Source organism: Bacillus tequilensis KCTC 13622 (assembly GCF_000507145.1).
Taxonomy (GTDB): Bacteria; Bacillota; Bacilli; order Bacillales; family Bacillaceae; genus Bacillus; species Bacillus tequilensis.
In genome coordinates this window covers 147,387-171,577 of record NZ_AYTO01000036.1, presented here as the reverse complement: position 1 = coordinate 171,577, position 24,191 = coordinate 147,387, and the positions used below count along the sequence as shown (strand labels likewise).

At 39.3% G+C, this 24,191-nt stretch carries 23 protein-coding genes and 3 pseudogenes; 25 read left to right on the top strand and 1 reads right to left on the bottom strand.

Annotated elements, in window-relative coordinates; all coding sequences use genetic code 11:
• The 14 genes and pseudogenes from V756_RS0116500 to V756_RS0116430 all read left to right on the top strand — a co-directional run bounded on the left by V756_RS0116500 (window position 1) and on the right by V756_RS0116430 (window position 12,773).
• Window positions 1–2,616, top strand: a complete 2,616-nt coding sequence (locus V756_RS0116500) for a DUF2309 domain-containing protein (protein ID WP_024715635.1) — start codon at window positions 1–3, stop codon at window positions 2,614–2,616.
• A 61-nt stretch (window positions 2,617–2,677) separates the two neighbouring features.
• Window positions 2,678–3,233: pseudogene (locus tag V756_RS01000000122650) on the top strand (carbonic anhydrase).
• Window positions 3,218–3,508: a DUF6407 family protein gene (locus V756_RS0116490; RefSeq protein WP_024715634.1), complete on the top strand. Its 291-nt coding sequence runs from the start codon at window positions 3,218–3,220 to the stop codon at window positions 3,506–3,508. The pseudogene V756_RS01000000122650 and the gene V756_RS0116490 overlap by 16 nt, the downstream one beginning before the upstream one ends.
• A gap of 57 nt (window positions 3,509–3,565) precedes the next feature.
• Window positions 3,566–3,928 (top strand): Na-translocating system protein MpsC family protein, encoded by a 363-nt coding sequence (locus V756_RS0116485; RefSeq protein WP_024715633.1) that lies wholly within the window; start codon window positions 3,566–3,568, stop codon window positions 3,926–3,928.
• Between the two features lie 269 nt (window positions 3,929–4,197).
• The gene (locus V756_RS0116480) at window positions 4,198–4,500 is read left to right on the top strand and encodes an ArsR/SmtB family transcription factor (protein ID WP_024715632.1); all 303 of its coding nucleotides are present in this window, start codon (window positions 4,198–4,200) and stop codon (window positions 4,498–4,500) included.
• A 130-nt stretch (window positions 4,501–4,630) separates the two neighbouring features.
• On the top strand, window positions 4,631–5,803 hold the full coding sequence (locus V756_RS0116475; RefSeq protein ID WP_024715631.1) for an MFS transporter: 1,173 nt from the start codon (window positions 4,631–4,633) through the stop codon (window positions 5,801–5,803).
• 110 nt (window positions 5,804–5,913) lie between these two features.
• A pseudogene (locus tag V756_RS1000000124145) lies at window positions 5,914–6,265 on the top strand (hypothetical protein); the annotation flags it as partial.
• A gap of 415 nt (window positions 6,266–6,680) precedes the next feature.
• Window positions 6,681–6,848 (top strand): sporulation killing factor, encoded by a 168-nt coding sequence (gene skfA, locus V756_RS0116460; protein WP_024715629.1) that lies wholly within the window; start codon window positions 6,681–6,683, stop codon window positions 6,846–6,848.
• Between the two features lie 66 nt (window positions 6,849–6,914).
• Window positions 6,915–8,150 carry a sporulation killing factor system radical SAM maturase gene (skfB, locus tag V756_RS0116455; RefSeq protein WP_024715628.1) on the top strand — a complete coding sequence of 412 codons (1,236 nt, stop codon included), beginning with the start codon at window positions 6,915–6,917 and terminating at the stop codon, window positions 8,148–8,150.
• Window positions 8,143–9,633: pseudogene (locus tag V756_RS01000000122640) on the top strand (CPBP family intramembrane glutamic endopeptidase). Before skfB ends, V756_RS01000000122640 begins: the two are co-directional and overlap by 8 nt.
• 17 nt (window positions 9,634–9,650) lie before the next feature.
• The gene (locus V756_RS0116445; RefSeq protein WP_024715627.1) at window positions 9,651–10,373 is read left to right on the top strand and encodes an ABC transporter ATP-binding protein; all 723 of its coding nucleotides are present in this window, start codon (window positions 9,651–9,653) and stop codon (window positions 10,371–10,373) included.
• Complete coding sequence (gene skfF / locus V756_RS0116440) at window positions 10,366–11,781, top strand: sporulation killing factor system integral membrane protein (RefSeq protein ID WP_024715626.1); 1,416 nt, start codon at window positions 10,366–10,368, stop codon at window positions 11,779–11,781. Before V756_RS0116445 ends, skfF begins: the two co-directional genes overlap by 8 nt.
• 45 nt (window positions 11,782–11,826) lie before the next feature.
• Complete coding sequence (locus V756_RS0116435) at window positions 11,827–12,342, top strand: HEAT repeat domain-containing protein (protein WP_024715625.1); 516 nt, start codon at window positions 11,827–11,829, stop codon at window positions 12,340–12,342.
• A 5-nt stretch (window positions 12,343–12,347) separates the two neighbouring features.
• Window positions 12,348–12,773 carry a TlpA family protein disulfide reductase gene (locus V756_RS0116430; protein WP_024715624.1) on the top strand — a complete coding sequence of 142 codons (426 nt, stop codon included), beginning with the start codon at window positions 12,348–12,350 and terminating at the stop codon, window positions 12,771–12,773.
• Between the two features lie 618 nt (window positions 12,774–13,391).
• Here the strand turns inward: V756_RS0116430 and V756_RS0116425 are convergent.
• Window positions 13,392–14,282 carry a LysR family transcriptional regulator gene (locus V756_RS0116425; RefSeq protein ID WP_024715623.1) on the bottom strand — a complete coding sequence of 297 codons (891 nt, stop codon included), beginning with the start codon at window positions 14,280–14,282 and terminating at the stop codon, window positions 13,392–13,394.
• Window positions 14,283–14,422: 140 nt separating this feature from the next.
• Between V756_RS0116425 and thrC the strand changes: the two genes are divergently transcribed.
• The 11 genes from thrC to V756_RS0116370 all read left to right on the top strand — a co-directional run bounded on the left by thrC (window position 14,423) and on the right by V756_RS0116370 (window position 24,177).
• Window positions 14,423–15,724: a threonine synthase gene (thrC, locus tag V756_RS0116420; protein WP_024715622.1), complete on the top strand. Its 1,302-nt coding sequence runs from the start codon at window positions 14,423–14,425 to the stop codon at window positions 15,722–15,724.
• A 120-nt stretch (window positions 15,725–15,844) separates the two neighbouring features.
• Window positions 15,845–16,987 carry an ATP-grasp domain-containing protein gene (locus tag V756_RS0116415; RefSeq protein ID WP_255210047.1) on the top strand — a complete coding sequence of 381 codons (1,143 nt, stop codon included), beginning with the start codon at window positions 15,845–15,847 and terminating at the stop codon, window positions 16,985–16,987.
• On the top strand, window positions 16,972–18,195 hold the full coding sequence (locus V756_RS0116410) for an MDR family MFS transporter (protein WP_024715620.1): 1,224 nt from the start codon (window positions 16,972–16,974) through the stop codon (window positions 18,193–18,195). The genes V756_RS0116415 and V756_RS0116410 overlap by 16 nt, the downstream gene beginning before the upstream one ends.
• A gap of 34 nt (window positions 18,196–18,229) precedes the next feature.
• Window positions 18,230–18,733 carry a thiamine pyrophosphate-binding protein gene (locus tag V756_RS0116405; RefSeq protein ID WP_024715619.1) on the top strand — a complete coding sequence of 168 codons (504 nt, stop codon included), beginning with the start codon at window positions 18,230–18,232 and terminating at the stop codon, window positions 18,731–18,733.
• A gap of 11 nt (window positions 18,734–18,744) precedes the next feature.
• Entirely contained in the window at window positions 18,745–19,305 is a 561-nt protein-coding gene (locus tag V756_RS0116400; RefSeq protein WP_024715618.1) for a thiamine pyrophosphate-dependent enzyme, read from the top strand.
• Entirely contained in the window at window positions 19,302–20,312 is a 1,011-nt protein-coding gene (locus V756_RS0116395; protein WP_024715617.1) for a hydroxymethylglutaryl-CoA lyase-like TIM-barrel protein, read from the top strand. Before V756_RS0116400 ends, V756_RS0116395 begins: the two co-directional genes overlap by 4 nt.
• Entirely contained in the window at window positions 20,309–21,199 is an 891-nt protein-coding gene (gene aepX, locus V756_RS0116390; RefSeq protein WP_024715616.1) for a phosphoenolpyruvate mutase, read from the top strand. Before V756_RS0116395 ends, aepX begins: the two co-directional genes overlap by 4 nt.
• A 23-nt stretch (window positions 21,200–21,222) precedes the next feature.
• Window positions 21,223–22,311 carry a hypothetical protein gene (locus V756_RS0116385; protein WP_024715615.1) on the top strand — a complete coding sequence of 363 codons (1,089 nt, stop codon included), beginning with the start codon at window positions 21,223–21,225 and terminating at the stop codon, window positions 22,309–22,311.
• A 36-nt stretch (window positions 22,312–22,347) separates the two neighbouring features.
• Window positions 22,348–22,746, top strand: a complete 399-nt coding sequence (locus V756_RS0116380) for a YjbQ family protein (RefSeq protein ID WP_024715614.1) — start codon at window positions 22,348–22,350, stop codon at window positions 22,744–22,746.
• 26 nt (window positions 22,747–22,772) lie between these two features.
• A complete protein-coding gene (locus V756_RS0116375; RefSeq protein WP_024715613.1) occupies window positions 22,773–23,927 on the top strand; it encodes a pyridoxal-phosphate-dependent aminotransferase family protein in 1,155 nt (384 codons plus the stop codon).
• A complete protein-coding gene (locus tag V756_RS0116370) occupies window positions 23,920–24,177 on the top strand; it encodes a glutaredoxin domain-containing protein (protein ID WP_024715612.1) in 258 nt (85 codons plus the stop codon). Before V756_RS0116375 ends, V756_RS0116370 begins: the two co-directional genes overlap by 8 nt.
• The last annotated feature ends 14 nt before the right edge of the window (window positions 24,178–24,191 follow it).

The window sequence follows — 24,191 nt, the reverse complement described above, 5'->3', positions numbered from 1 at the left end:
ATGGGCATGACATCCGTATTAACGAAAGAAAATGTAAAAAAGAAAGATACAGATATTGAGCTTCAAGGGAATGATCTTAACGTTTTCATTCAGTCCGCCAGCCGAGTGATCGCGCCGCTCTGGCCTATTTCTACATTTGCTGCACGCAATCCGTGGATGGGGCTTGAAAACCAACCTTTTGATCAGGTTGCAGGTTGGTTGAAAAACACTCGTGATGTTGATATATACCCTAGTGCAGCTATGATCCGTTCAGCAAAGAATAAAGGTGAGATTGATGAAGATTTTTTGGAAATGGGACTGCAGCGCTGGCTTGATTCGCATTCCTTTACTATCCCGCAGGACGCAGCGGAGCGATTTTGCCGTGCTGGATTAAAATTAGATCCGCTGCCTTCCAGCCTCTTATCATCGCATAAGCTGGAGAAATTGGTGAATGGATGTAGTGGATTTGATCGCATCGAGAGTTTTTATGCACAACCAATAAGTTCATATATAGAGAATCAAGATGGTGAAAGGGTAGCAAATATACTTGATCAGCATGTCATTAAGTGGAGTAAATTATATCTTGATGACTCTCAAGCGGGTTGGACTATGCCCAATCGTGAGGAAGGATTCTATCGTGCGTGGCAGCATCTCATTCAATATGATCCAGCACTTACTAAACAGGAGCGTAAAAGATTAAAAGGTTGGCCGGAAGACGCCCATATGGCTTTACAAGAAGCTTTATTCGCACTGGAAATCCCAGAAACAGAAATCCAGACTTATCTTGAAGGCCATTTGCTTTCCTTGCCTGGATGGGCAGGGATGATGCTTTGGCGCTCTCAACAATCGAGCCATGAACATGCACTCCTGACGGAATATTTAGCGGTTCGACTATCCATGGAGTTGGCCCTTACAAAGCCATATTTGCCTTTGGAAAAAGTACGATCTGAGAAAAAGATTCCGATGACTCCCCTTTTAGCAGCTTGGATTCATTGGGGGGGCCTTACACTGGAGGAATGGTCTCAGATGCCGGCCAGTGAACAAAACGAATATTTATCGTTTGCTTATCTCTTTGATGAGAAACTTCGCCGGAAACTTTGGCTAGAGGCTTGGGAACAAACATACACTGATCGACTAAGTCAGAAGATCATCTCGAAGCAACGTGAAAACAATAAAAAATCCGCATTAGCTCAATTAGCATTCTGCATCGATGTACGATCAGAACCTTTTCGCCGTCAGCTAGAAAAAGAAGGTCCGTTTGAAACGATTGGTATTGCCGGTTTCTTTGGGGTGCCGATTGCAACTTGTGAACTTGGCAGTAAACACAGTCACGCCTCCTTGCCGATCATACAAAAACCGCAACATAAAATAAAAGAGTTCGCAGATGAAGATGTCTTCCAAACATACAAGCAGCGCAAGCAAGCAGTTCATTCCGTAAGCCATACATTTAAAACGATGAAACAGAATGTACTTGCGAGCTTGCTTCTGCCTGAGCTAAGCGGGCCTTGGCTTAGTCTGCAAATGGCAGCACGCACCTTTGTGCCAAGAAAAACGGATCGTTTCATTCGTCATCTCCGTGATGCTTGGGTACGTAAACCCGATACAAAACTTTCACTTCATTATGATGGTGACACAGAGGCAGAAATACCTGTAGGTTTTACTGAAGAAGAAAAAGTGAACTATGCTTGCCAAGCATTAAAAATGATGGGATTAACAAAGAACTTCGCTCCATTAGTCGTGATTTGCGGCCATGGCAGTCAAAGTACGAATAATCCTTATGCCGCTGCTCTTGATTGTGGTGCCTGCGGCGGAGCGGCCGGCGGATTCAATGCCAGAGTTTTAGCTGCTTTATGTAATCTTTCAGAGGTAAGAGAAGCTCTTTTAACTGAAGGAATTGCAATCCCTGAGGATACGGTGTTTGCAGCCGCTGAACATGATACAACGGTGGATGAATTACATTGGCTTTATGTACCAGAGCTTTCTGAAGCTGCACAAGAAGCATTTGAACGCATCGAAGCTGTTATGCCGAAAGTGAAGCATCACGTAAATGCAGAACGTCTGGCCCAATTGCCCAATTTCCAATCGGAACTTAAAAATCCGAAGGGAGAGGCACACCGATATGCGGAGGATTGGAGTGAGATACGTCCGGAATGGGGACTGGCTCGTAATGCATCTTTTATAATCGGCCAACGTGAACTAACTCAGGATTGTGATTTAGAAGGAAGAGCCTTTCTTCATAATTATGATTGGAAGCAGGACGAAAGCGGTGATATCCTGGCAAATATTATTGCAGGACCTGGAACTGTGGCCCAATGGATTAATTTACAGTATTACGCATCAACAGTAGCACCTCATTATTATGGCAGCGGAAATAAAGCGACTCAAACCGTTACTGCGGGTCTTGGCGTTATGCAGGGAAATGCAAGTGACTTGTTAACAGGACTGCCTTGGCAATCCGTCATGAAATCAGATCACGAGGCTTATCATTCTCCTCTTCGTTTATTGATTGTTATTCAAGCACCGAGAGAATATGTAGAACGGTTATTAAATAACAACTCAGTATTTCTGCAAAAAGTTCAAAATGGATGGGTCCGACTGGCCAGTATTGATCCAGAAGGACGTTGGGAAAGCTGGTAACTATTCATATAAACATTTATCCGATGGATTCCTTACTCAATATAAAGAAGAGGTGTGCTGTATGAATGTAAATAAAAAAGTATTGTTTTTGACGGACATTGAAAACGGCTTGGAGCCTATTTTACAAGAAGTGACTGATACTCCAGCGGAAAATATGCTGACGATACAAAGCTACGGTGCCAGTGTCTCGCATCCTTATGGAGAAATTATGCGGTCTGTTATTTTTGCGATTTATCAGGAGAATGTTGAGGAGATTTTTGTTGTAGGAACAAAAGATAAGAAGACTTCCACAGGTAATGGACTAACGCAACTTAAAACAATGAAAGATAAAATACAAACATTGGATTATCTTTTCCAACATTGCAAGCCTGAGTTTTTAGGCGGTACGGTCGATGAATGGTTAAATGAAAACAGCAGCGGCGGTATTGAAAAAAGCGTTGATATCATTCGCCAACATCCACTAGTGCCGTCATCTGTTAAAGTGAGAGGGTTAATCGTTAATCATAAGGATGGAGAATCCTCAATTATGGAGGTTCCTGTTCCTGCTATTAAAACAGCGTCAAGCCTTATCTGATTATTGCTTGTCATCTAAGGAGAATGTATGCAATCTAATTTAACTGATTTTGTAACAAAAACAATAGAGGAAATGAGTCCGTTTGATCGTGAAAATATGGAATGTTTGAAAAAAGTAATGAGAAAAGCAATTGATTATTATCAATTAAAATCTTATGAAGAAGTTGAGAAAACCGATTTAGAAAGTGTGCGGTTTTTGCATATACACTCTATGATGGAAGAAAATATGTTATCTAAAATGATAGTCGTCTTAAGAAACGGTAAAACTGATTTGGATATTGAAGGTGTATATGAAGGACATGTGATAAGAGAATATTAATGAGACGATATAATAAATAGAATATGCCAATTTATTTGCTCAGGAGATGTTTGATATATGAAAAAGTCGAAAGGTTCTTTTGAATCAGAGATCAGCAAGACAATCACTCAATGGGAAAAAGATTATCTTGGGCGCGGGTCTGTATCTGTTAAGACCGATATACTGCGGGATATGATCATTGTTAATTTAAAAGGAGTTTTAACACCGGCTGAATATGCAGTTTGTGAATCAAAAGAGGGTATGTTATCTATCAAACAAACTCGTTCGGAGTTAGTTGAATCAGGTATAGAAGAACTTAAGGATATTATCCTGAGGATAACCGGAGAAGAAGTGACAAGTTTTCATACTGATTTAAGCTCGCGTACAGGTGAACGAGTGATGGTATTTAAATTAGTTAATGATCTGGAGAAAAATCTTTGAGATGAAGAATGAAACAATACTATTCAAGCCAAGCAGAGCTTGAATTTTCATAGGGGCTGGAAGCTGATTGAACATCATCATCTTCCGCTTCTTTTCATTGATGACTGGTAATAGGCAACTAACAAAGCCAACGCCGGGTTCCCAAAAGCGTACAATGACTTGATTAAAGGCCATTTTTGATATGCTGTCTTCAGTTTCATTTCGTGGGATTAGTCAGAAATTCAAAAAAACGAATTGACATATCGGAATATAACGATATAATAATCCATATGGAACCAATTGAAGTATTCAAAGCCTTATCAAATGAATCAAGGCTGCAAATTTTACATTGGCTGAAGGAGCCTGATCGTCATTTTGCTCCTCATGAAGGGATTGATATGAACACAATCGGGGTATGTGTCAGTCAAATAACCGACAAATTGAAAATGACGCAATCGACGGCTTCTCAATATCTTACCATCCTTTTAAGAGCCGGTCTGATTAAGGCCGAACGAATCGGGAAGTACACGTATTACAAAAGAGATGAAGAAGCCATTGGGAAACTTGCTGACTTTCTTAAAACAGAGATATAAAAATAAACATCAATTGATGTTTATTTTTACGTCATACATATCGACATATTTCGATGTGTTTATTTTTTAAATTATATATCGACATTTCGTGATATGTTGTTTTATTAATGCTGAAGGAGTGAATGTTTTTATGTCTAACACTTGGAAAATTTACATTTTAGCCATTGTCAGCTTTTTAGTTGGAACCTCAGAGTACATCATTTCCGGTATTTTGGATCAGATCGCTCATACACTCGGGATAACCTTGGCTGCCGCGGGCCAGCTTATTACAATCTTTTCACTTGTATATGCTCTTTCCACACCTGTACTTATGGTGTTGACAGCAAGTATGGATAGACGCAAATTGATGATGTATGCCCTCGGTTTGTTTGTGTTCGGCAACATCTTGGCCCTTATCCTGCCTGGTTATGGATGGTTTATTGCAGCGCGGATCATTATGGCGATGGGAGCGGGTGTGGTTGTTGTCACCGCATTAACAATTGCCGCTAAGATTGCATCGGAAGGGAAGCAAGGCAGTGCCATCGCTACTGTCGTGATGGGATTTACCGCTTCTTTAATCATTGGTGTTCCGCTTGGAAGAATGATAGCAACAGCATTCGGCTGGAAGTCTGTATTTGGTGCAATTGCTTTATTGGGGTTAATCGCAATGATCGTTATATTCTTGGCTCTTCCGCATACTGAAGGGGATAAGCCAGTGCCCTTGCTTCAGCAGCTTGCTCTTTTCAAAAAACGGAAAGTGGCGATGGGGTTATCAATCACTTTCTTCTGGCTCGGGGGATATTCTGTTGTTTATACCTATCTGTCGCCGTATCTCTTGAACATTTCGGGAATAAGCGGCAAACTGCTTAGCGGGGTTTTGCTTATATTTGGAATTGCCAGTTTGGTTGGATCGAAGTTTGGGGGATATAGCACCGACAAATGGGGAGTGCCCATCACACTTGTTTGCGGGATGACATTGCACATTATCACATTGATTCTGCTGTCACTTGTCACTCATTCCTATATCGGCGTGTTGGTGATTCTTGTATTATGGTCATTTGCCGCATGGTCCACCGGTCCGACACAGCAATTCCATCTGGCTACAATAGAACCGGAAATGTCAGGTGTATTGCTCAGCATGAATCAGTCCATGATGCAACTCGCCATGGCAGTCGGCGCAGGAATAGGGGGAGTTTTTGTAGAAAACGTATCATTGGCTTCGATTACCTGGGTTGGCGCGTTAGGAGTTATGATTGCGATTATTGCATCATTGCTGATTTTTTATTCACAGCCGAAACAGATGCTAAAAGATATTAATCAATAATGCAATGCTTTGTTTTCATCTTTAACATTCAATGGTTTTATTTCGAAAGACCTAGCATCCGTTTGTAATATAAGCGGGTGTTTTTTTGTGAGTTGTTTAAATTCCGTCAAGTAGAAGGTCCGCAGAAGCTGAAAGAGATTTTTGCCGACGGAGAGCTGAAGCACGGTATGATTGTCTTGAACAAAGCACTTAAGTATTCGTCGGCATTCGCGAAAATGTCAAAGAAGGCGGAGCAAACACATGCATCATCTTGAATGACCTAAACGATGCCGATGACAGATTCCTACTGCCGAAAGCACATTTATTGCATTATTCTCGTTGGTTTCAGTTGTTCCATTGCAGCTGATCGCTCTTACTATGTATGCTGCACTGCACCGCGGCTGTGATGTTAATAAATCGCGTATTAATAAGTTTAACTCCTTTGGTTATTTAGCCGAAGGGGTTTTTAGTATGGATAATTGATATAAATTATAGGAGACTTCATTCATTTAACTAAAGTCATTGTATTTATATAATCACTAAAGTTTTGGAAAATCATCTCTTGATTTAATTTCCTTAAAGAGGTTGTTTGTCAATCTAATAGGCATCAGAATTTTTATATAAAAATAGATCGCCTTTTTGAGGTTTTGTTCATAGAACAACACAATATTCAAAACATAAGTGAAAATTAGGGTGAGCTCATGTTTTTCTCGAGAGGGTAGCATGGAAGATTTTCTATCTTTAAAGGGTTAATATATTCTATTTATATCTATTTAATGTAATTTTTAGGATAAAATACAAAATTCCCCTTACTTCGACATTTGCATTCTGGTATTATCGTATCGCATGGAAGCTATGTCTATAGACTCTATGCAAAAATTGAGGGGAGGTTTTACTTATGAAAAGAAACCAAAAAGAATGGGAATCTGTGAGTAAAAAAGGCCTTATAAAGCCAGGGGGTACTTCGATTGTAAAGGCAGCTGGCTGTATGGGCTGTTGGGCCTCGAAGAGTATTGCTATGACACGTGTTTGTGCACTTCCGCATCCTGCTATGAAAGCAATTTAACATTTGAGAATAGGGAGTTGAGCATATTTGCTTATACTCCTTATTTTCTCTTGAGGGGGATTTTATATGTCGAATGATCGTGTTAAAGATTTTGATTTACCAGAGTTAGCGGTTCATTTACAGCCTCATGGTGCAGTAATGATTGATAGAAAAAGCATGTTTTATTTTAGACTCAGCGGACGTGGAGCACAATTGGCGTTTCTTTTATCAAAAAACAAAAACCTCCACAAAACGGCACGTATTTGGGAGATTGTAAAGAAAGAAGAGATGAGTGCTGAACAATTAAAAGAAGAGCTTAGTGCCCATCCCTTTACGGAGGCTTGGACGCAAGGGCTGTTGGATCAGCCTTTACATGTTTCAGGTTCGTTAGATTCATATTTACCTATAAGTTGTACCCTGCAGTTGACAAATGCCTGTAATTTAAGCTGTTCTTTTTGTTATGCCAGCTCAGGAAAACCATATCCGCAGGAACTATATAGTGAACAATGGATTTTGGTTATGCAAAAGCTAGCAGCCCACGGAGTTGCAGATATTACACTGACCGGAGGGGAAGCTAAGCTAATAAAAGGGTTTAAAGAATTAGTCGTTGCTGCAAGTTCGCTATTTACCAATGTAAATGTATTTAGTAATGGATTGAACTGGCGAGACGATGAAGTTGAATTACTCAGTCACCTAGGTAATGTTTCTGTGCAGATCAGCATTGATGGTATTGATAATACGCATGACAAATTAAGAGGCAGAAAAGGCGGTTTTAAAGAAAGTATGAATACCATCAAAAAATTATCAGAAGCAAACATCCCAGTGATTGTTGCTATGACCATCAATGAGTCTAATGCCGGCGAGGTATCTGATGTGGTGGAGCAATGTGCCAATGCTGGTGCTTTTATCTTTCGTGCAGGAAAAACGTTATCTGTCGGACGAGCAACAGAAGGTTTTAGGGGTTTGGCTGTTGATTTTGAAGAGCTGGTTCAAAAGCAGCTTAGGGAAGCCCGTGACCGATGGGGAGACCGCCTGAACATTATTGATTGGGAGCATGAAGAAAGTTCTTTCACAACAGATTTTTGTACACCAGGATATCTTGCCTGGTACATTAGAGCAGATGGATATGTAACTCCCTGCCAATTAGAGGATTTGCCACTAGGCCATATTTTAGAAGATAGCATGGCAGACATTGGTTCACCTGCTCGTCTGCTTCAATTAAAATGTGATGCTAAAAATTGCAAATGTATTGGGAAAATCGAGTTATCTGAACCGGACTTGCCTTTTCAAAAAGAAGTCAAGGTAGGGATCAGGAATGAATAATCTACCAGTAGTATTTTGGGTTATTTTGGCGATTGTTGGATTACTGTTATTTATTAAATTTAAACCTCCAACAATTGCTTCACTGCTCTTAAGCAAAGATGAGGCAAAAGAAATAAGTGTGCAATTTATAAGAGAGTTTGTTGGGATTGATGTGGAGAACTGGGATTTTTACTCAGTATATTGGTATGACCATGATACAGTTAATAAACTTCATCACTTAGGTATACTTAAGAAAAACAGAACGGTTTTATATAATATTGGGTTGGTCGAAGCATGGAGAGTCCGGTTCGTTCACCAAAATCAATCATTTGTAGTCGGTGTCAATGCCAATCGAGAAATCACTTTTTTTTATGCGGATGTTCCGAAAAAGTCTCTCTCAGGGAAGTTCGAACAAGTTTCTCCAGAGGCACTCAAGCAGAGGTTAATGGTTTCGCCTGATGGACTTTGGTCTAGAGCAAATATGACTGGTAGCGGTAAAAAAGAAGAGGATTTTCATGAGGTTAGTACTTATTGGTACATAGCGGAAGCGGGAGATATCCGACTTAAGGTGACGGTTGAATTACAGGGCGGCCGAATTTCATATATTGGTACTGAACAAGAAATACTAACTGATCAAATGAGTAAAGTGATTCGAGATTAACAAGTGGAGTCGACATTCGGAGTATCTGGTATGTTGGGCTCAGCTGTAGCGATGATAGTTGCGATTCTCATCCTTGTATTTATGGATGTGCAAACAAGCATAATCGCCAGCCTTGTGCTGGGTTTGTTGATTATCATGTGCCAGTCTTTGACACTAAAAGAAGATATCCAATTGACAATTGTAAATGCCTATGATGCAAGAATGAGTGTCAAAACGGTCAGCATTTTAGGCGTTTTGTCCACACTTCTTACAGGATTATTAACAGGGTTTGTAGTATTTATATGTTCATTGGCAGGAAATGCGCTTACTGGTGAATTAGGATGGAAAACGTTTGAACAGCCAATGATTCAGGTTTTCTACGGAATAGGAGCGGGGCTCATTAGTTTGGGAGTGACTTCACTGCTGTTTAACTTATTAGAGAAAAAGCATTATTTAAGTATATCTCCTGAGCTTTCTAACCGAACCGTCTTTCTATCAGGTTTTACTTTTAGGCAAGGATTGAATATGAGCATACAAAGTTCGGCTGGAGAGGAGGTTATCTATCGGCTGCTAATGATTTCAGTCATTTGGTGGCTGAGTGGAAATATCATTATTTCCATTGTTATATCTTCCTTTTTGTGGGCGGTTATGCACCAAGTAACTGGATATGACCCAAGGTGGATACGTTGGCTGCATCTATTTATATTCGGTTGCTTTTTGGGAGTTCTATTTATCAAATTTGGTTTTATATGTGTATTAGCAGCTCATTTCATTCATAATTTAGTGCTCGTCTGTATGCCGCTGTGGCAGTTTAAACTTCAGAGACATATGCATAACGATAAACCAAAGACTACTTCATTCTAATATTAGGAGAAGATTTGATGCAATTAATGCAAGTGCAAGATTTAAGCAAGTGCTACCGGAATGGTGATGGGATTGAACATTTGTCTTTCTCAATTCAGCGAGGAGAAATTGTGGCGCTATTAGGACCAAATGGAGCTGGAAAAACTACGACAATTCGATGTTTGACGGGGCTTTACAAACCAGATAAAGGAAATATTCTCATCGATGGTTCTCCTCCGGGCCATGTAAATGTTCAAAAAAAAGTAGCGCTCATTCCGGATCAGCCTTACCTGTACCCGACATTAACAGCTGCTGAACATATTCAGTTCAGGGCAAGAGGATTCCATCAAGATAAAAAGGATTTAAAAGAACGGGTTTATGATGCATTGAAGGAAGTACACTTGGAGGAGAAAGCAGATGAATTGTGTGGTCAGCTGTCAAGAGGCCAGAAGCAGCGGGTTGTCTTAGCGGGGGCAATAGTTCAGGATGCCTTGCTTTATATATTGGATGAGCCGACTGTAGGTCTCGATATTCCATCAAAACAGTGGCTCTCAAACTGGTTAAAGGCCAAGACTGATCAAGGCTGCGCAGCATTTGTGTCAACTCATAGTCTTGAGTTTGTATTAGAGACAGCAGACAGAGTGTTATTAATTCGAGATGGGGAACTTATGAAGAGTTTGTCTGTTCCTCAATTCAAAGAGGAACAATCGGAATGGAGAAAAGAAGTGATTCGTCTTCTAGGGGAATGGTCAGATGAATAATATCATTTCTTTTTTATGGCTTCAGTCAAAAAGGCGTTTTGTTAATCAAGGTCAGGAAAAAAGAATGCCTTTTCTGATCATGCTCCTTTTTGTTGGAGCCACCGGATTTCAAGTAAGTTTTGTTTCAAGATCTGCAATATGGGATATGAGTCTTACTGGTTGGGTGCTTACAGGTGTTTTTATCCTTTATACGGCATTTGGACTTTTCTCCAATCGATTGCCAAGTCAGATGGCTGATATCATGTGGCTGTATGGCACTCCAACATCTTTTTCAAAAGTTGTGTATAGTGTTTTATTTTTCAGTGTCACTTGGAAGGCTTTGCTTTGGATCATCTCAGCCATATTCAGTAATCTAGTGATTGTTCTTCTGTTGGGTGAGCATATCAATTTAATAGGCAGATCCATAATTTTTGTAGGGCTCTTTTTTATCGCTGAAGTATGGTTGATGTCAGTCTCATGTGCCAGAACAGTGAAGAAAATGAAAAGGATATACATTTCAGTCTTTCTTTTAATGCTAGGTATTTACTCTATATGTCTTTTTCAACTCTACTTTCTACAACCTTCACCTGGGCTGTGGGAGGATATTGGTCGTTTTATTAGTGGTGCAGGTGTAGTGTTTAAGACATTGTCACCATTGTATGCGGCTGTATTTATTGGGATCATTGCGGTTTCTTTTATGACAATTTCTTTTACGAGCAGCCAGGTAGAAATGAAGGAATCGTTGGTGAAGGAAGCTGAATTCTGGGAGGAGTTTCAAGAACGTCAATTTGGATCAGGGCAAATTATGCAGAAACCAAGGACAACTTGGTGGGGACTACAAAGTCTAAATGGTATTTGGTCATTTCTGTGGTTGGAACTGTTGCTCATGAAAAAACATTTATTTTTTCATAGCATTCATACCGTCATGATGGGCTGCGTCTTTTATGTCGTCATTTTTATATATCCAGAATGGTTTTATCTTCTCTTCTTTCTCGTCGTCTCGGCAGTCATGTTGAGTTCTTATTATTCAGGAATAGTCAGGCATTCGCAATCAGGTGCCCTTCATTTATTCCCTGGTGCACTTTTGGGGAAAATCATGATTCTAGAACTGACGAATACAGTCTGGTTGTTTATTCTTTACTGTGTCTCTATTGCTTTCATGGGGGTTGAGAATTTAGTTTATTGGTATATATATGGCTTAGGGATATATATATGGTTCATGACAATAAGACTGTTTGCTTTTACCAATACAAACCGAAATGATTTTAAGCTTTCATTGCCTCAATACTACAAGTCATTTTTTATGGCGTTAGGGCTGAGCGGCATTTGTTTGTATGTCATTCATTTATTGACTGCTGGCTGGTATACATTAGTGGTGGTCGTCTGTATAGGGAGCCTTTGTTGGTGCCTGTTTTATCGTTTCAGATAGTGGATTGTAGAATTATTGCTTTTTAACGAGGAGAGGGGCTCTTTTATGAATTCAAATGGTGATGAATTGTCGTTATCTGTTCAGAATTTGGCACATACAAATGAGATCACAATTGTTCAAGCGATAGGGGAGCTAAAGAAATCAGGAAAAGATGCGATACCTGTTTTGGTTGAGGCCTTAAAAGAGGAAGGCGCTTTGCGGAATATCGCTGCGGCTGTTTTAGGCGAGTTTGGGGAAGATGCGAGTGAAGCAGCGGAGGAGCTGTCACGTTTATTAAAAAGTCATGCCGAAGATACTCGAATGGCTGCAGCTATTTCGCTAATGAGAATCGGGAAGCCCAGTCTGCCCTTTGTCATTAAAATCGCTCAAGAAAATGAAGGGGAATCATGCTTTTGGGCGTCATGGTGTATTGCATGGATCGATCCGTCTCGTATTGAACCGAAGATGTATGAATGCCTGAAACATGAGCATGAACATCCTTCAGGGATGGTTGCTCCGTTTGCGGCTGAAGAGGCATTGGGAAAGCTGATTGCTTTTCAGCTGAAAGATAAGGGGGATTAGAAAGGATGAAACCTGAACAAATAATGAATGAATGGCCAAGTCATTTACCCTGGTTGAATCAATCACAGAATGATTTGATATTTCCAAGTGACACATATCATCTTCTTTATTTTTGGTCAATGAGCTGTCCAAACTGTCACCAATTAACTGACAAAGTCCTTCAAGATAAAAAGGATATGAATGTGAAAGTAATCGGAGTACATGTCCCTTATATAGAAGAAGAGAAATCTGTGGAGGTTGTCTCGACGTACGCTCTTGATAGGGGAATATCTATTCCGATAGTATTAGACCAAAACTATGATATCGTCACAAGTTGTCATATACAAGGTATTCCTAGCTTTTGTCTAATAAGTCAATACGGTCAGGTCGTAGCTAAAACGATGGGAGACATCGGTTGGGGTAAGATGGTAAAAAAGGTTCAAGACTTGTGAATTTTTCCGTCTTATAAGTATGTACGACAAACGGTTAATACTATGATTAAACGATCCTTCCTATGAGCGGGAAGGTTTTTTAATGCGCCATGCTCATATGTACACCTTTCCGTATCACGAGAGGGGAGCATTATATGAAAAGTTCTAAAGATCGTTTTTGACAGCCTGATTGCTTTGGTTTTACTTGTATCCATTACCCTCTCCGTTTTTATTATCTATTAAATAAGGGAGCATCACTTTTAAAGAAAAAGGCACAGCAGTCGATGTTGACGGTAAAAAGAGGAATGTGAAGCGGGAAAGGTACGTTTGTTTATAGCCGGATCGGGGATTGCTGCATCTGCTTATGAGATGAGGGGGCAGTACAACAGGCGAGGAAGGTGAGGGGCTCGGGTTAAAGATTATGGAGGATAGCCGGCTGCTTCATAAGGCGTACCATTTAAAAACAGATAAAACAGGAACTCATTTCAATTAAAAAAATGATAAACTATAAACCCCTTAGAATAGATATAAAAGGGGTTTTTTGACACGAAGAAAATATATAAATGCTAGAAAGTCTTTATCTCTTTTGAAATTGATTTCATAAAAATAACATGCGTTCTTTATAATAAAGAGATAATATTATTCCATTTTATCTTTTCTTATTAGTTCGATAAAATTAAATGCTGTTGTCGAGATGACATCATCATTTCTCCAGCATAGCGAAATAGGGTTAGTCACCTCTACATGTTCCACATTGATTCTTTTCACGTCTCCTCTTGATAAATATCTATTGACTTCAAGGTAAGAAACAAATGTTACGCCATATCCTTCTATGACAGTGTTAATGGTTTCATTTAGTCCGTTCATTTGTAATCCGGTACATGGCTTATTCACATTGAAAAGGTTGCATAAAGAGAATAATAACTCTCTAGAGAAACTCCCTTCTTCACGAAAAACAAACGGTTCTTTTACCATTTCCGCTAGCGAGATGGTTTGTTCTGCATATTTATGTTTGTTATTTGAGATAAATAACATTTCATCCTCCAATAATAATGAACTGCTAATGTGTTTATTAAATGTCCTGTTTCCGCCAATAATACCTATGTCAGCTTTATAATTTACTAGTTGATTTATGGCTTCTGTTGAATTGACTGTGGTAATTTCTACATCAACATCAGGGTATTCTCCTTTAAAACGGCTGATCCACTTCGGAAGTAAAAAATTAGCTGGTAAACTAGTTGTCACGATATGCAGTGTTCCTACAGAGCCATCTTTTATATGTTCCAGATAGGATTCAATCTCATGTTGGAGCGAGAATAATCTTTTTGCTTGTTTAGCGAGCTGGAGCCCTGTTTGCGTTAAAAAAACTCCTCTTCCTCTAGGGTGAAGCAAAGTTAGTCCAATTTCTTTCTCTAGTTTTTTAATTTGAGCTGTCACAGCAGGCTGACTTATATTTAGTCTTTTTGCTGCGCCTGTGACATTTCCTTCCTCAGCTACGGTGTAGAACAGTCTCAATGCATGAAGATTCACCGTTCATCTCTCCATTCATAAAAAATATTTATGATTACAAAAATTATATATATTAGAAATTTCCATTTGTCTATATTATTATAAATCCACATATAAATACTTTATAGGTGGTGAGAGGACAGCTTAATGTCTAGTAAAATATGAAACTAGTTTGTATTGACTGTGAGCAAGAAATGTCTTCTGATGATTTTAAGTATCAATGTTCTTGTGGTGGACTGCTAGATATTGCTCATGATTTTTCTCATTACGATACCGATTTTTTAAAGCATGTATTTCATGAACGTCTATCTGAACGCATGTCTGTTTTTGCAAGCGGAGTTTGGAGATATAAAGAACTTATCTATCCAGACTTGCCTGTTGAGAGCATCGTTACAAAATATGAAGGGAACACAGGGTTATACCACTCTGAGATGCTGTCGACATATACAGGGGTTAGACAAGTATATGTAAAGGCGCAAAGTGAAAATCCCAGCGGTTCGTTTAAGGATAACGGGATGACTGTTGCTGTTTCACATGGCAAACATTTAGGTTATGAAAAATACGCTTGCACTTCTACTGGAAATACTTCTTCATCATTGGGAATGTATGCTTCTCTTGCAAATGCTTCCTCCTATGTTTTTGTACCGAATAAAGAAATTTCATTTAATAAAGTATTACAGACAGCCGCTTACGGAGGAAATGTATTCAGTATTCCGGGAACTTATGATGACGGTATCAAGTTTTTGGAAAAGTATAGCAGTGATTTTGGTTTTTATATATGCAATTCTATTAATCCTTTCAGAATTGAAGGCCAAAAAAGCATTATTTATGAGATAGCTCAATATCTAGACTGGAAATTGCCTGATTGGATTATTGTTCCTGGGGGTGCTCTTAGCAATGCAACGGCTTTAGGGAAAGGACTGCGTGATTTATATGCTCTACACTTCATAGACAAGATACCTCGGGTAGCCATCATACAAGCAGAGGGCGCCAGTCCATTTCATCAAATGATTAGTGAAAATAAAGAAACCCTTGATCCAGAACCATTTCCGTATACTAGAGCTTCTGCATTGAATATAGGAAATCCTCCTAGCTGGAAAAAAGCAAAAAAGGTTTTGGAAGATACGAATGGAATCACTGTTTCTGTTACAGACGAGGACATTCTTGATGCAAAAGCAGTAATCGACAGAACAGGAGTAGGCTGCGAGCCTGCCTCCGCCTCTACTATAGCAGGACTCCGTCAATTGAGATCACAGCAGATAATAGACAAAGATGAATCAGTTTTATGTATTTTAACAGGCAATATATTAAAAGATACGGGGGCTCTTCATGATTATCACTTTGGCAAAGAGTTGAACGGCAAGTTTAAAAACAGTATTAAATCTGTCGAGCTGCAATTTGAAAAGGTAAAATCAGCGATGGAGACAATTGATGATTTAAATGGTTTATTAAAGAATCATTAATGAACCAAAAGACAGTACAAGAGAGGAGGAAAAGCGATTAGCACTTTAATACTGAATAAAACCTCATATTCTAAATCTCCGTATGATTTATGGCTGAAGGATTTAGAAGAACCTATTGTCATGCTAACTTCAACTGAACGATTGAACGAATGTAAAAACTATGATGAGATCGAGTCGTTTGATGAGTATCCTGTTAATGGATGTATTGAAATCAGAGCGCTGGAGCTACATGAAACATATAGATTTCATACGATCATTGCAATGTCTGAGTATGATCTTTTAAGAGCAGGTAAACTCCGTACTCATTTAGGAGTGGAAGGGCAGTCTTATGAGAGTGCATTATTATTTCGGGACAAAGTGTTAATGAAGCAGTGTTTGGAAGAAGCGGGGATTCCTGTTCCTCATTATCAGAAAATTGAATCTTCTATTGACCTGTACCTTTTTGTACAGCGGTTTGGTTTTCCGGTAGTCGTCAAGCCAATAGACGGATCGGGATCTGTCGGAACAAAGGTGCTGAAAAATGAATCGGACATGAGGGAATACCTATCTAAAGGTCTCAGTGGAAATATGGAAGTGGAAACGTTTGTTGATGGTGATATGTACCATATTGATGGGATTTTGATAGATGGACATATGACATTAAATTGGCCCTCTCGGTATATAAACGGATGTTTGGCTTTCCAAGAGGAACAATTTTTAGCCAGCTATCAGCTTGGTGCTGACAATCCATTGACCTCCAGATTAACAAACATTGTTGAAAAAGCACTAAAGGCGCTGCCATCTCCAAAAACAACTACTTTTCACGCGGAAGTGTTTCATACTCCGGATGATAAGCTAGTGTTTTGCGAAATTGCCAGCCGGACTGGAGGTGGGTTAATACGTGAGGCTATACAGCAAGGATTTGGTTTTGACTTGAATGAGATTTGTGTGAAAAAACAGTGCGGCCTGTCCTATGATATCCCAAATGATTCACAGCTTAAAAGAGGGCCGAAACAGTTAAACGGATGGATTTTAATTCCTCCTAAACACGGGCGGCTGGTCAAAGTTCCTTCAATTCCTTTTGAAAATTGGGTAACAAAGCAAAAGATATCTGCTAAAGAAGGGGAGATTTTTCAAGGTGCTTCCTCTAGTGTAGATGTGGTATCAAGTTACTTAATCAAAGGAGATTCGGAAGATGTACTGATTAATAGAATTCATCAAGTTGCCTCATGGTGCAGTGAGAATATGATTTGGGAAGGCCAATCAACGTGGTCTCTCAAATAAAAGAGTTTATCGGATTACATCCGGTCATTAAGTTTTTGCTTGTGGGAACTCTTGTCACGAAAGCAGCAAAATCAATGACAACACCATTTTTGGCTATTTACCTCCACCAAGAAACAGGAGAGGGTTTCGGTGTCATTGGATTGGTTATTGGCTTAGGATATTTTGCAACTACGATAGGCGGAATCATTGGTGGAACCCTTTCTGACAGAATCGGCAGAAAACGTGTTATGTTATGTTCCATATTTATATGGAGTATTGTTTTCTTTCTTTTTGGCATCGTTCATACAATATTATGGTTCAGTTTGTTAAATATTTTAAGCGGTCTGTGTCATTCCTTTTTCGAGCCGGTTTCGAAAGCTTTAATGGTTGAATTAGCGGATAGCAAGAAGAGGCTCAGTATTTTTTCTTTACGGTATCTGGCTATTAATGTTGGCGGTGCTCTAGGCCCGCTACTAGGAACATACCTGGGACTCGTGAGTAGCGGAACCCCTTTCATGATTACTGGCGCGGTATACCTTTGTTATGCTCTTTTATTATTTTTTATGATGAATAAACTGCTTTTGAAACATAAAAGAAATTCAAAAAAAGAATTTCAGTTGTCATTTATTTTAAAGACGCTAAAAAAGGATGTTGCTCTTCGTTATTATATAGCAGGCGGGATATTCTTGTTATTTAGTTATTCCCAGATGGAGAGTACCTTGCTTCAGTACCTGAACCTTGATTTCGTGAACGGCGTGAAGATCTTCTCAACTTTAATAACCATTAATGCTGCAACTGTCATTATATTGCAGCTGCCATTAACACGGCTTTTTGAGAGATATAAATCAATGACAACGATTTCTGCGGGAACGGGGTTTTGTATCATCGGTAATATTGGTTTTGCTTTCTCAAGCGGTTGGCTTACTTTTTGTATTTCTATGTTTATATTAACGATGGGCGAAATCCTATGTTTTCCATCAATGAATGTATTAATGGATGAATTGGCCCCTGACAGTATGAGGGGAGCTTATTATGGGGCGCAGAATTTTTATAATGTAGGCGAGTTTATAGGCCCGTGGCTTGGAGGCATGATCCTCAGCCTTTTTGGCGGAAGAACAATTTTTTTAGTTGCAGCTTTGTCTATCTGTTTTGCCTTAACAGCGTATCGTATCGGAAACAGAAAGCATAGATTCATTCAATTTAATGAAGCTGAGGTTATGAATAAATAATCATTACTTATTTCATGTAAGGGGAGAATTGGATTTGAACTCAACTGCAGAAAGAATGCTGAGTACACTTACAGAAAACAACTATACACATTTTACAGGCGTTCCATGTTCATTGTTAAAAGGTTTTTTCAGGCTGCTGGAATCAAATGAAACTGTAGAAAAACAGAATATTACGTTTATCCCTTCCATTAGAGAAGATTCAGCTTTAGGTGTTGCATCCGGTATGTATCTAGGCGGAAAAAAATGCGTGATGCTGATGCAAAATTCAGGCTTAGGGTACTGCTTAAATGTACTTACGTCTTTTAACTTCATATATGACATTCCTATTTTATTGCTCATCAGCTGGAGAGGGGCATACGGTAATGATGCTGTTGAACATGACATAATCGGTGAAAAACTCACTGATTTACTACATTCAGTGGACATCCCTTACAAAGAGCTTAATTATGAAAATGCTGAAGACACGATAGTAGAGGCGCTTTTTTTAATTGAGAAGACAAACCGCCCTGTTGCGATATTAATTAAAGATGAAATATAGGAGGGATCAGTTTGAATAAACATGACGCAATTCAGCTTGTTTTAAAACAGTTTCCATCAGCATATTTGGTTAGTACATGCGGTCATATAAGCCGTGATTTGTACAATATACATGACAGAGCCAAGAATTTTTATATGGTTGGGTCTATGGGGATGGCTGCTCCCGTCGGATTAGGATTGTCTGCCGTGTATCCTGATGTTCCTCTGGTTGTGCTGGACGGAGATGGTTCATTTTTAATGAATATGGGGATTATTACGATGATCGGCCATCAAAAGCCTAAAAATTTCATGCATGTTGTTTTGGATAACGGTATGCATGAAAGTACGGGCGGACAGAGGACGGTTCCGCTAGTGAATGTAACAGATATAGCTTTACAGGTGGGGTATAAGTATGCCGTTGAAATCAATTCCGAACAGGAAAGCTTTGATGTGCCTAACGAAGGTCCGGCACTCATCCATATTAAAGTTGAACCACGAAGTGAAAAAATCGGTAAAAGAGTGCATTGGACACCGCAAGAAATCGTTCAGCGTTTTACACATGAAATCACTTTAGAAAATGAGGTGTCAGTATGAATATGCAAGTAATAGATTGTACACTTCGAGACGGCGGTAATTTCAATAACTGGTTTTTTTCTGCTGAAGACATCGGTCAAATTATCAGAAACTTGGATAAAGCCAATGTGAATATAATAGAAATCGGTTATGTAGGGGGTTCGGGGAGCAATAAAGAAAAATCTGTCGGGAGTTTAGCAAACTGTACACCTGAACTTTTAGACGAGCTGCCGAATACGAGCCATTCACAATTAGCGGCGATGGTTGTCCCATCCGTCTGTGAGCTTCATCTATTGGATAATCTGAATCAGCAGCAGATTCCATGGATTCGCGTTGCTTCGTATCCTCATAATGCCGAAGATGCTTTACCGTATATTGAACACCTAAAAAATCAAGGCTTTCACGTTAGTTTTAATGTAATGGCAGCAAGTTATATTGAAGAGAAAGACGTGGCTGAGCTAGCGAAAAAAGCGAATGTTTTTGGTGCAGATGTGTTTTATATGGCTGATTCTTTCGGAAATTTAACGCCGGATGGTGTTAGAAACAGGGTAGCTGCTGCATGTGATCAGGCGGATTGTTCAGTTGGTTTTCACGGACATAACAATCTTGGATTAGCATTTGCAAATGCTCTTGCGGCAATGGATTCGGGGGCGGCCTTTATAGATACATCATTATGCGGAATGGCTCGAGGTGCGGGAAACCTTCCAACAGAACAATTTGTAAGTGCATTACATCATTGGGACAAGTTCGATATCCCATACAAACTAGATCCCATTTTAACTGCAGCTGAATATGTACTATCTTCCATTCTTTCTTCACCAATGAGAATTTCCACTCCAGAGATTATAAGCGGAATCAGCAATATCCACTACTATTACTATGATTTAGTCATTCGAAAATGCCAAGAAGTCAATCTTGACCCCTTAGAAGTAGCAGCCTTACTCGGAAAAAGCTTACCTAAAAAAGTTGACATGTCTTCCATTGAATCAGTTATCGAGCAAAATTTTAGACAGGAGAGTGCAAAATGAAAACGAAAAAATTACGTGAGTTGCTATATTCCGATCAAGTTGTGAGAGTCATGGGGGCGCATAACGGTTTAAGCGCTAAACTTGCTGAACAAGCCGGATTCGATGCAATATGGGCCAGCGGATTAGAAATTTCGGCATCTTATGCTGTTCCTGATGCTAATATTTTGACGATGACAGAAAATCTGCAAGCTGCGATTGGGATGAATGAATCTACATCGATTCCAATCATTTGTGATTGCGATTCTGGTTATGGAAGTGTGAACAATGTCATACGTATGGTAAAAGAATATGAGAGGAACGGAATTGCGGGTATTTGCATAGAGGATAAGTTGTTTCCTAAATTAAACAGTTTCGTAAAGGGATCGCAGAAATTAGCTTCTATTGATGAATTCTCAAATAAAATCAGAGCGGCAAAAGATGTTCAAAAAAATCCTGATTTTGTTGTTATTGCTAGAGTAGAAGCTTTAATTGCGGGCCAAGGATTAGAGGAAGCATTAAAAAGAGCCTATGCTTATGAGGCAGCAGGAGCTGATGCCATTCTGATCCATTCAAAAGAAAACCAGCCAAACGAAATTAAAGAATTCGTCAAACAGTTTACTGGAGCGGTACCTATCGTGATTGTACCTACGACATACCCGCATATAACTGTGGAAGAAATGAAACCATTAGGCATCGACATGGTCATTTATGCCAACCACGGTCTTAGAAGCTCTATTAAGGCAATGCAGGAGACATTTTCTCAGATTCTTCTTGATGGAAATACTGCTGGTGTAGAAGATCACATTGTGCCTATGAAAACTGTTTTCGAACTTCAAGGCATGTATGACATGAGAAAACAGGAAGATATGTATAACTCCGGCGCTTCTGTCATCAGTACGATCAAATAAAATACGATGGGAGTAATTTTAGAATGATGTCTGATAAATATCATATTGTTTCACTAGCCTATTTACATTCGAAAATCAATTTCTTTATTGAACGGTCATTATCATTAGACCATGTTTTTGATTTCTTCAGTACACACTTTTTGATTAACAGGGGAAGGCATGAAGAAGATCGTTTGGTTGATGTGTACATCACTCCTCATAAAGAAGAAGTTCAAGCAATAGACTTTCATAACGGTGAGGATATTTATATCAGAAAAAGTGCGACTGAGTATTTTACTATTCCTTGTAAACGAGTAACTGTTGAAGGAATTGAATATGTGAAATGTACAAAAACAGATACGATTCTCTCATTTGATAGAGAAAACAAGAAAATCATTATTTCTACACAGTTACAGAATGCCGAGCAGGATGAACTGGTTTTTATTGAGTTCATTAGAGATTTAGTATTGAAAAACGAAGAGAACCATGGAGTGGCAGTGGTGCATGCAACCAGCGCGTTAAAAGATGACAAAGCAACCCTCATCATAGGCTCAAAAGGAAAAGGCAAGTCAACTTTATTGCTGGAATTAGTGAGTAAACATGGATACAAGCTCATAAGCGGTGATAAGACGTTCCTTTGGATCGAAGACGGAAAGTTACGGGCCGCAGGGTGGCCGGATTATCCTCATTTGGGACTCGGCACACTTTCTAAATATCCGGAGTTTGTCGAATACTTCGGTCTCTCTCATCAAATTGAATCTGTAAAAGAAAATCTGTGGTCAACTGAACATAAAATGGCCATTGACCCGGTTTTTTTTAAGAAGGTCATTCCTTTTGCAGAACGAGGGGAATCATTTTTGGTCGAGTCTATGATTTATCCTGATTTATTTCCTTCAACAGATTGTGAAATTAAGCGGGTAAGTAATCATGAAGAATTGATTGTACCGCATATAGAAAAGATTTTTACGGAAGGAAATACCATGTGGAACCATTTTATTCGCCCTGTACACCAGAATGAACTGGAGAGAAAAATAAATCAGTGTCTTGAGCTTGCGGGAAAGCTTTCTGCTTTTGAAGTGAGCGGGTCAGGTGTTTTGGAAGGTTCAGGATTCAGTGAGAGATACGCTCTGTAATTTTTCGAAAAATAGAAAATAAAGGAGAAAAATAAAGTGGTTGAAATCACGATTCAATCAAAAGGCTTTAATCAAAGTTATGATATTACAGAACAAGTAACAGACGCATTATCTCAATTAGAACCATCTTCAGGTGTAGCAAAGGTTTGTGTAACCGGCAGCACAGTAGGTCTCACTGTCATGCGTTATGAACCAGGCACCATACAAGACTTGCTTCAATGTTTAGAGTCAATTGCTTCAAAAAATAAACAATATGAGCACTTTAACACGACCGGTGATCCGAATGGTTTTTCACATGTATGGTCTTCAATGATGGGGACAAGTGTGATGGTTCCATACAAAAATCATAAGCTGGCTTGTTCGGAAAGCCATAGGATCGTATTATTTGATTTTGACTTAAGGGAAGCAGAACGAAAAATCTATGTAGATCGTTAATGAATATATGAGGGGAGTTGTTTGAGATGAGGAAGTTACGGATGGCTACGCCGGGACCTACGCAAGTTCCGCAGGACATTTTATTGGCGGGAGCTCAGGAAATGATTCATCACAGATCTCAGCAAATGGAGGATATTATTAATGAAATTAATCGTGAACTCCCGGATCTTTTTTTGACAAAACAAGATATTTATATTTTGTTATCTTCAGGTACGGGAGCGATGGAGGCTGCTGTATCAAACTCCTTTAACAGGGGAGATAAAGTCTTAGTCGTCTCTAATGGTTACTTTGGAGAGCGTTTTACAGATATCTGTACAGTCTTCGGTTTAGAGGTAATCACCGTAAACTCTCCTTGGGGAACGTCTGTGAATATTGAAGATGTTGAAAGAGCGTATAAGCAGCATCCGAATATAAAGGGAGTGCTCGCTGTTTATAGTGAAACCTCAACGGGAGCAGTTAATGATGTAAAAGCCATTGGGGCATTGTTCAGAGATACAGATGTACTGGTAATTGTTGATGCTATAAGCGGCCTTATTTCTCATGAGCTGTCAATGGATGATTGGGGATTAGACATCGTATTAGCAGCCTCTCATAAAGGGTTTATGATGCCGCCAGGCCTGGCTTTTGTTGCTATTTCGCCGAAAGCCTGGAAGTTGATTAATGATGTTCAGCCTTCCACTTACTATTTTTCATTTAAAAGATTTAAAAAGTTTTATCCTATGGCGCCTTCAAGTCCGGGTGTATCTTTATTATTAGCATTGAAAAAGTCACTAGATTTATTGAAAGCAGAAGGTCTTTCGAATGCGACGAGTCGACATGCCCGTATCGCCAGAGCAACGCAAAAAGGATTGGAAGCATTAGGTTTTCACCTTTTTGTACAATCTCCTCATGTGAGAAGTCATACAGTGACAGCAGCATTGGCTCCATCGGGAATTGACGCAGCTCTATTATTACAAAAGCTAAATAAAGAATATGGGCTTACGATAACAGGCGGCCAAGGTGAATTTAAAGGAAAAATGATCAGGATTGGGCATATTGGAGCCGTTGATGAAATCGATTTGTTCGGAATATTCGGGATAATAGAGCTGGTGTTAATAGAAATGGGTTATCAGGTCCAGCCTGGGACTAGCATGACTGCTTTGAATGATGCATTAGGAGCGGAGGTCATACAAAATGTTTAAATTATATCAGAGGGAGCCATGTCCTTATTGCAAACCGGTAAGAGAGAAGTTAACTGAGCTGAATGTAACGTATATCAATGTAAACCTTCCGAAGGATCGGGCTTTGCGGACAGAATTAATAGAAAAAACAGGTGTTCCTTATATACCCGCTTTAATTGATGAAGAAGATAATGTAGTCATTCCAGGCAAACTGGAGTACAACCAGCATGTCTTGGATTATATAGAAAAAAAGTTTGGCCAAAATCGTTAAGGGGGATCCTGCTT

Bases quoted from the DNA above. Each gene is read 5' to 3' on its own strand.
- skfB (WP_024715628.1), top strand. From the start codon at position 6,915: ATGTCGAATGATCGTGTTAAAGATTTTGATTTACCAGAGTTAGCGGTT.
- V756_RS0116430 (WP_024715624.1), top strand. From the start codon at position 12,348: ATGAAACCTGAACAAATAATGAATGAATGGCCAAGTCATTTACCCTGG.
- V756_RS0116435 (WP_024715625.1), top strand. From the start codon at position 11,827: ATGAATTCAAATGGTGATGAATTGTCGTTATCTGTTCAGAATTTGGCA.
- V756_RS0116375 (WP_024715613.1), top strand. From the start codon at position 22,773: ATGAGGAAGTTACGGATGGCTACGCCGGGACCTACGCAAGTTCCGCAG.
- skfA (WP_024715629.1), top strand. From the start codon at position 6,681: ATGAAAAGAAACCAAAAAGAATGGGAATCTGTGAGTAAAAAAGGCCTT.
- skfF (WP_024715626.1), top strand. From the start codon at position 10,366: ATGAATAATATCATTTCTTTTTTATGGCTTCAGTCAAAAAGGCGTTTT.
- V756_RS0116385 (WP_024715615.1), top strand. From the start codon at position 21,223: ATGATGTCTGATAAATATCATATTGTTTCACTAGCCTATTTACATTCG.
- V756_RS0116415 (WP_255210047.1), top strand. From the start codon at position 15,845: ATGCTAACTTCAACTGAACGATTGAACGAATGTAAAAACTATGATGAG.
- V756_RS0116395 (WP_024715617.1), top strand. From the start codon at position 19,302: ATGAATATGCAAGTAATAGATTGTACACTTCGAGACGGCGGTAATTTC.
- V756_RS0116445 (WP_024715627.1), top strand. From the start codon at position 9,651: ATGCAATTAATGCAAGTGCAAGATTTAAGCAAGTGCTACCGGAATGGT.
- V756_RS0116475 (WP_024715631.1), top strand. From the start codon at position 4,631: ATGTCTAACACTTGGAAAATTTACATTTTAGCCATTGTCAGCTTTTTA.
- V756_RS0116370 (WP_024715612.1), top strand. From the start codon at position 23,920: ATGTTTAAATTATATCAGAGGGAGCCATGTCCTTATTGCAAACCGGTA.
- thrC (WP_024715622.1), top strand. From the start codon at position 14,423: ATGAAACTAGTTTGTATTGACTGTGAGCAAGAAATGTCTTCTGATGAT.
- V756_RS0116490 (WP_024715634.1), top strand. From the start codon at position 3,218: ATGCAATCTAATTTAACTGATTTTGTAACAAAAACAATAGAGGAAATG.
- V756_RS0116480 (WP_024715632.1), top strand. From the start codon at position 4,198: ATGGAACCAATTGAAGTATTCAAAGCCTTATCAAATGAATCAAGGCTG.
- V756_RS0116500 (WP_024715635.1), top strand. From the start codon at position 1: ATGGGCATGACATCCGTATTAACGAAAGAAAATGTAAAAAAGAAAGAT.
- V756_RS0116485 (WP_024715633.1), top strand. From the start codon at position 3,566: ATGAAAAAGTCGAAAGGTTCTTTTGAATCAGAGATCAGCAAGACAATC.
- aepX (WP_024715616.1), top strand. From the start codon at position 20,309: ATGAAAACGAAAAAATTACGTGAGTTGCTATATTCCGATCAAGTTGTG.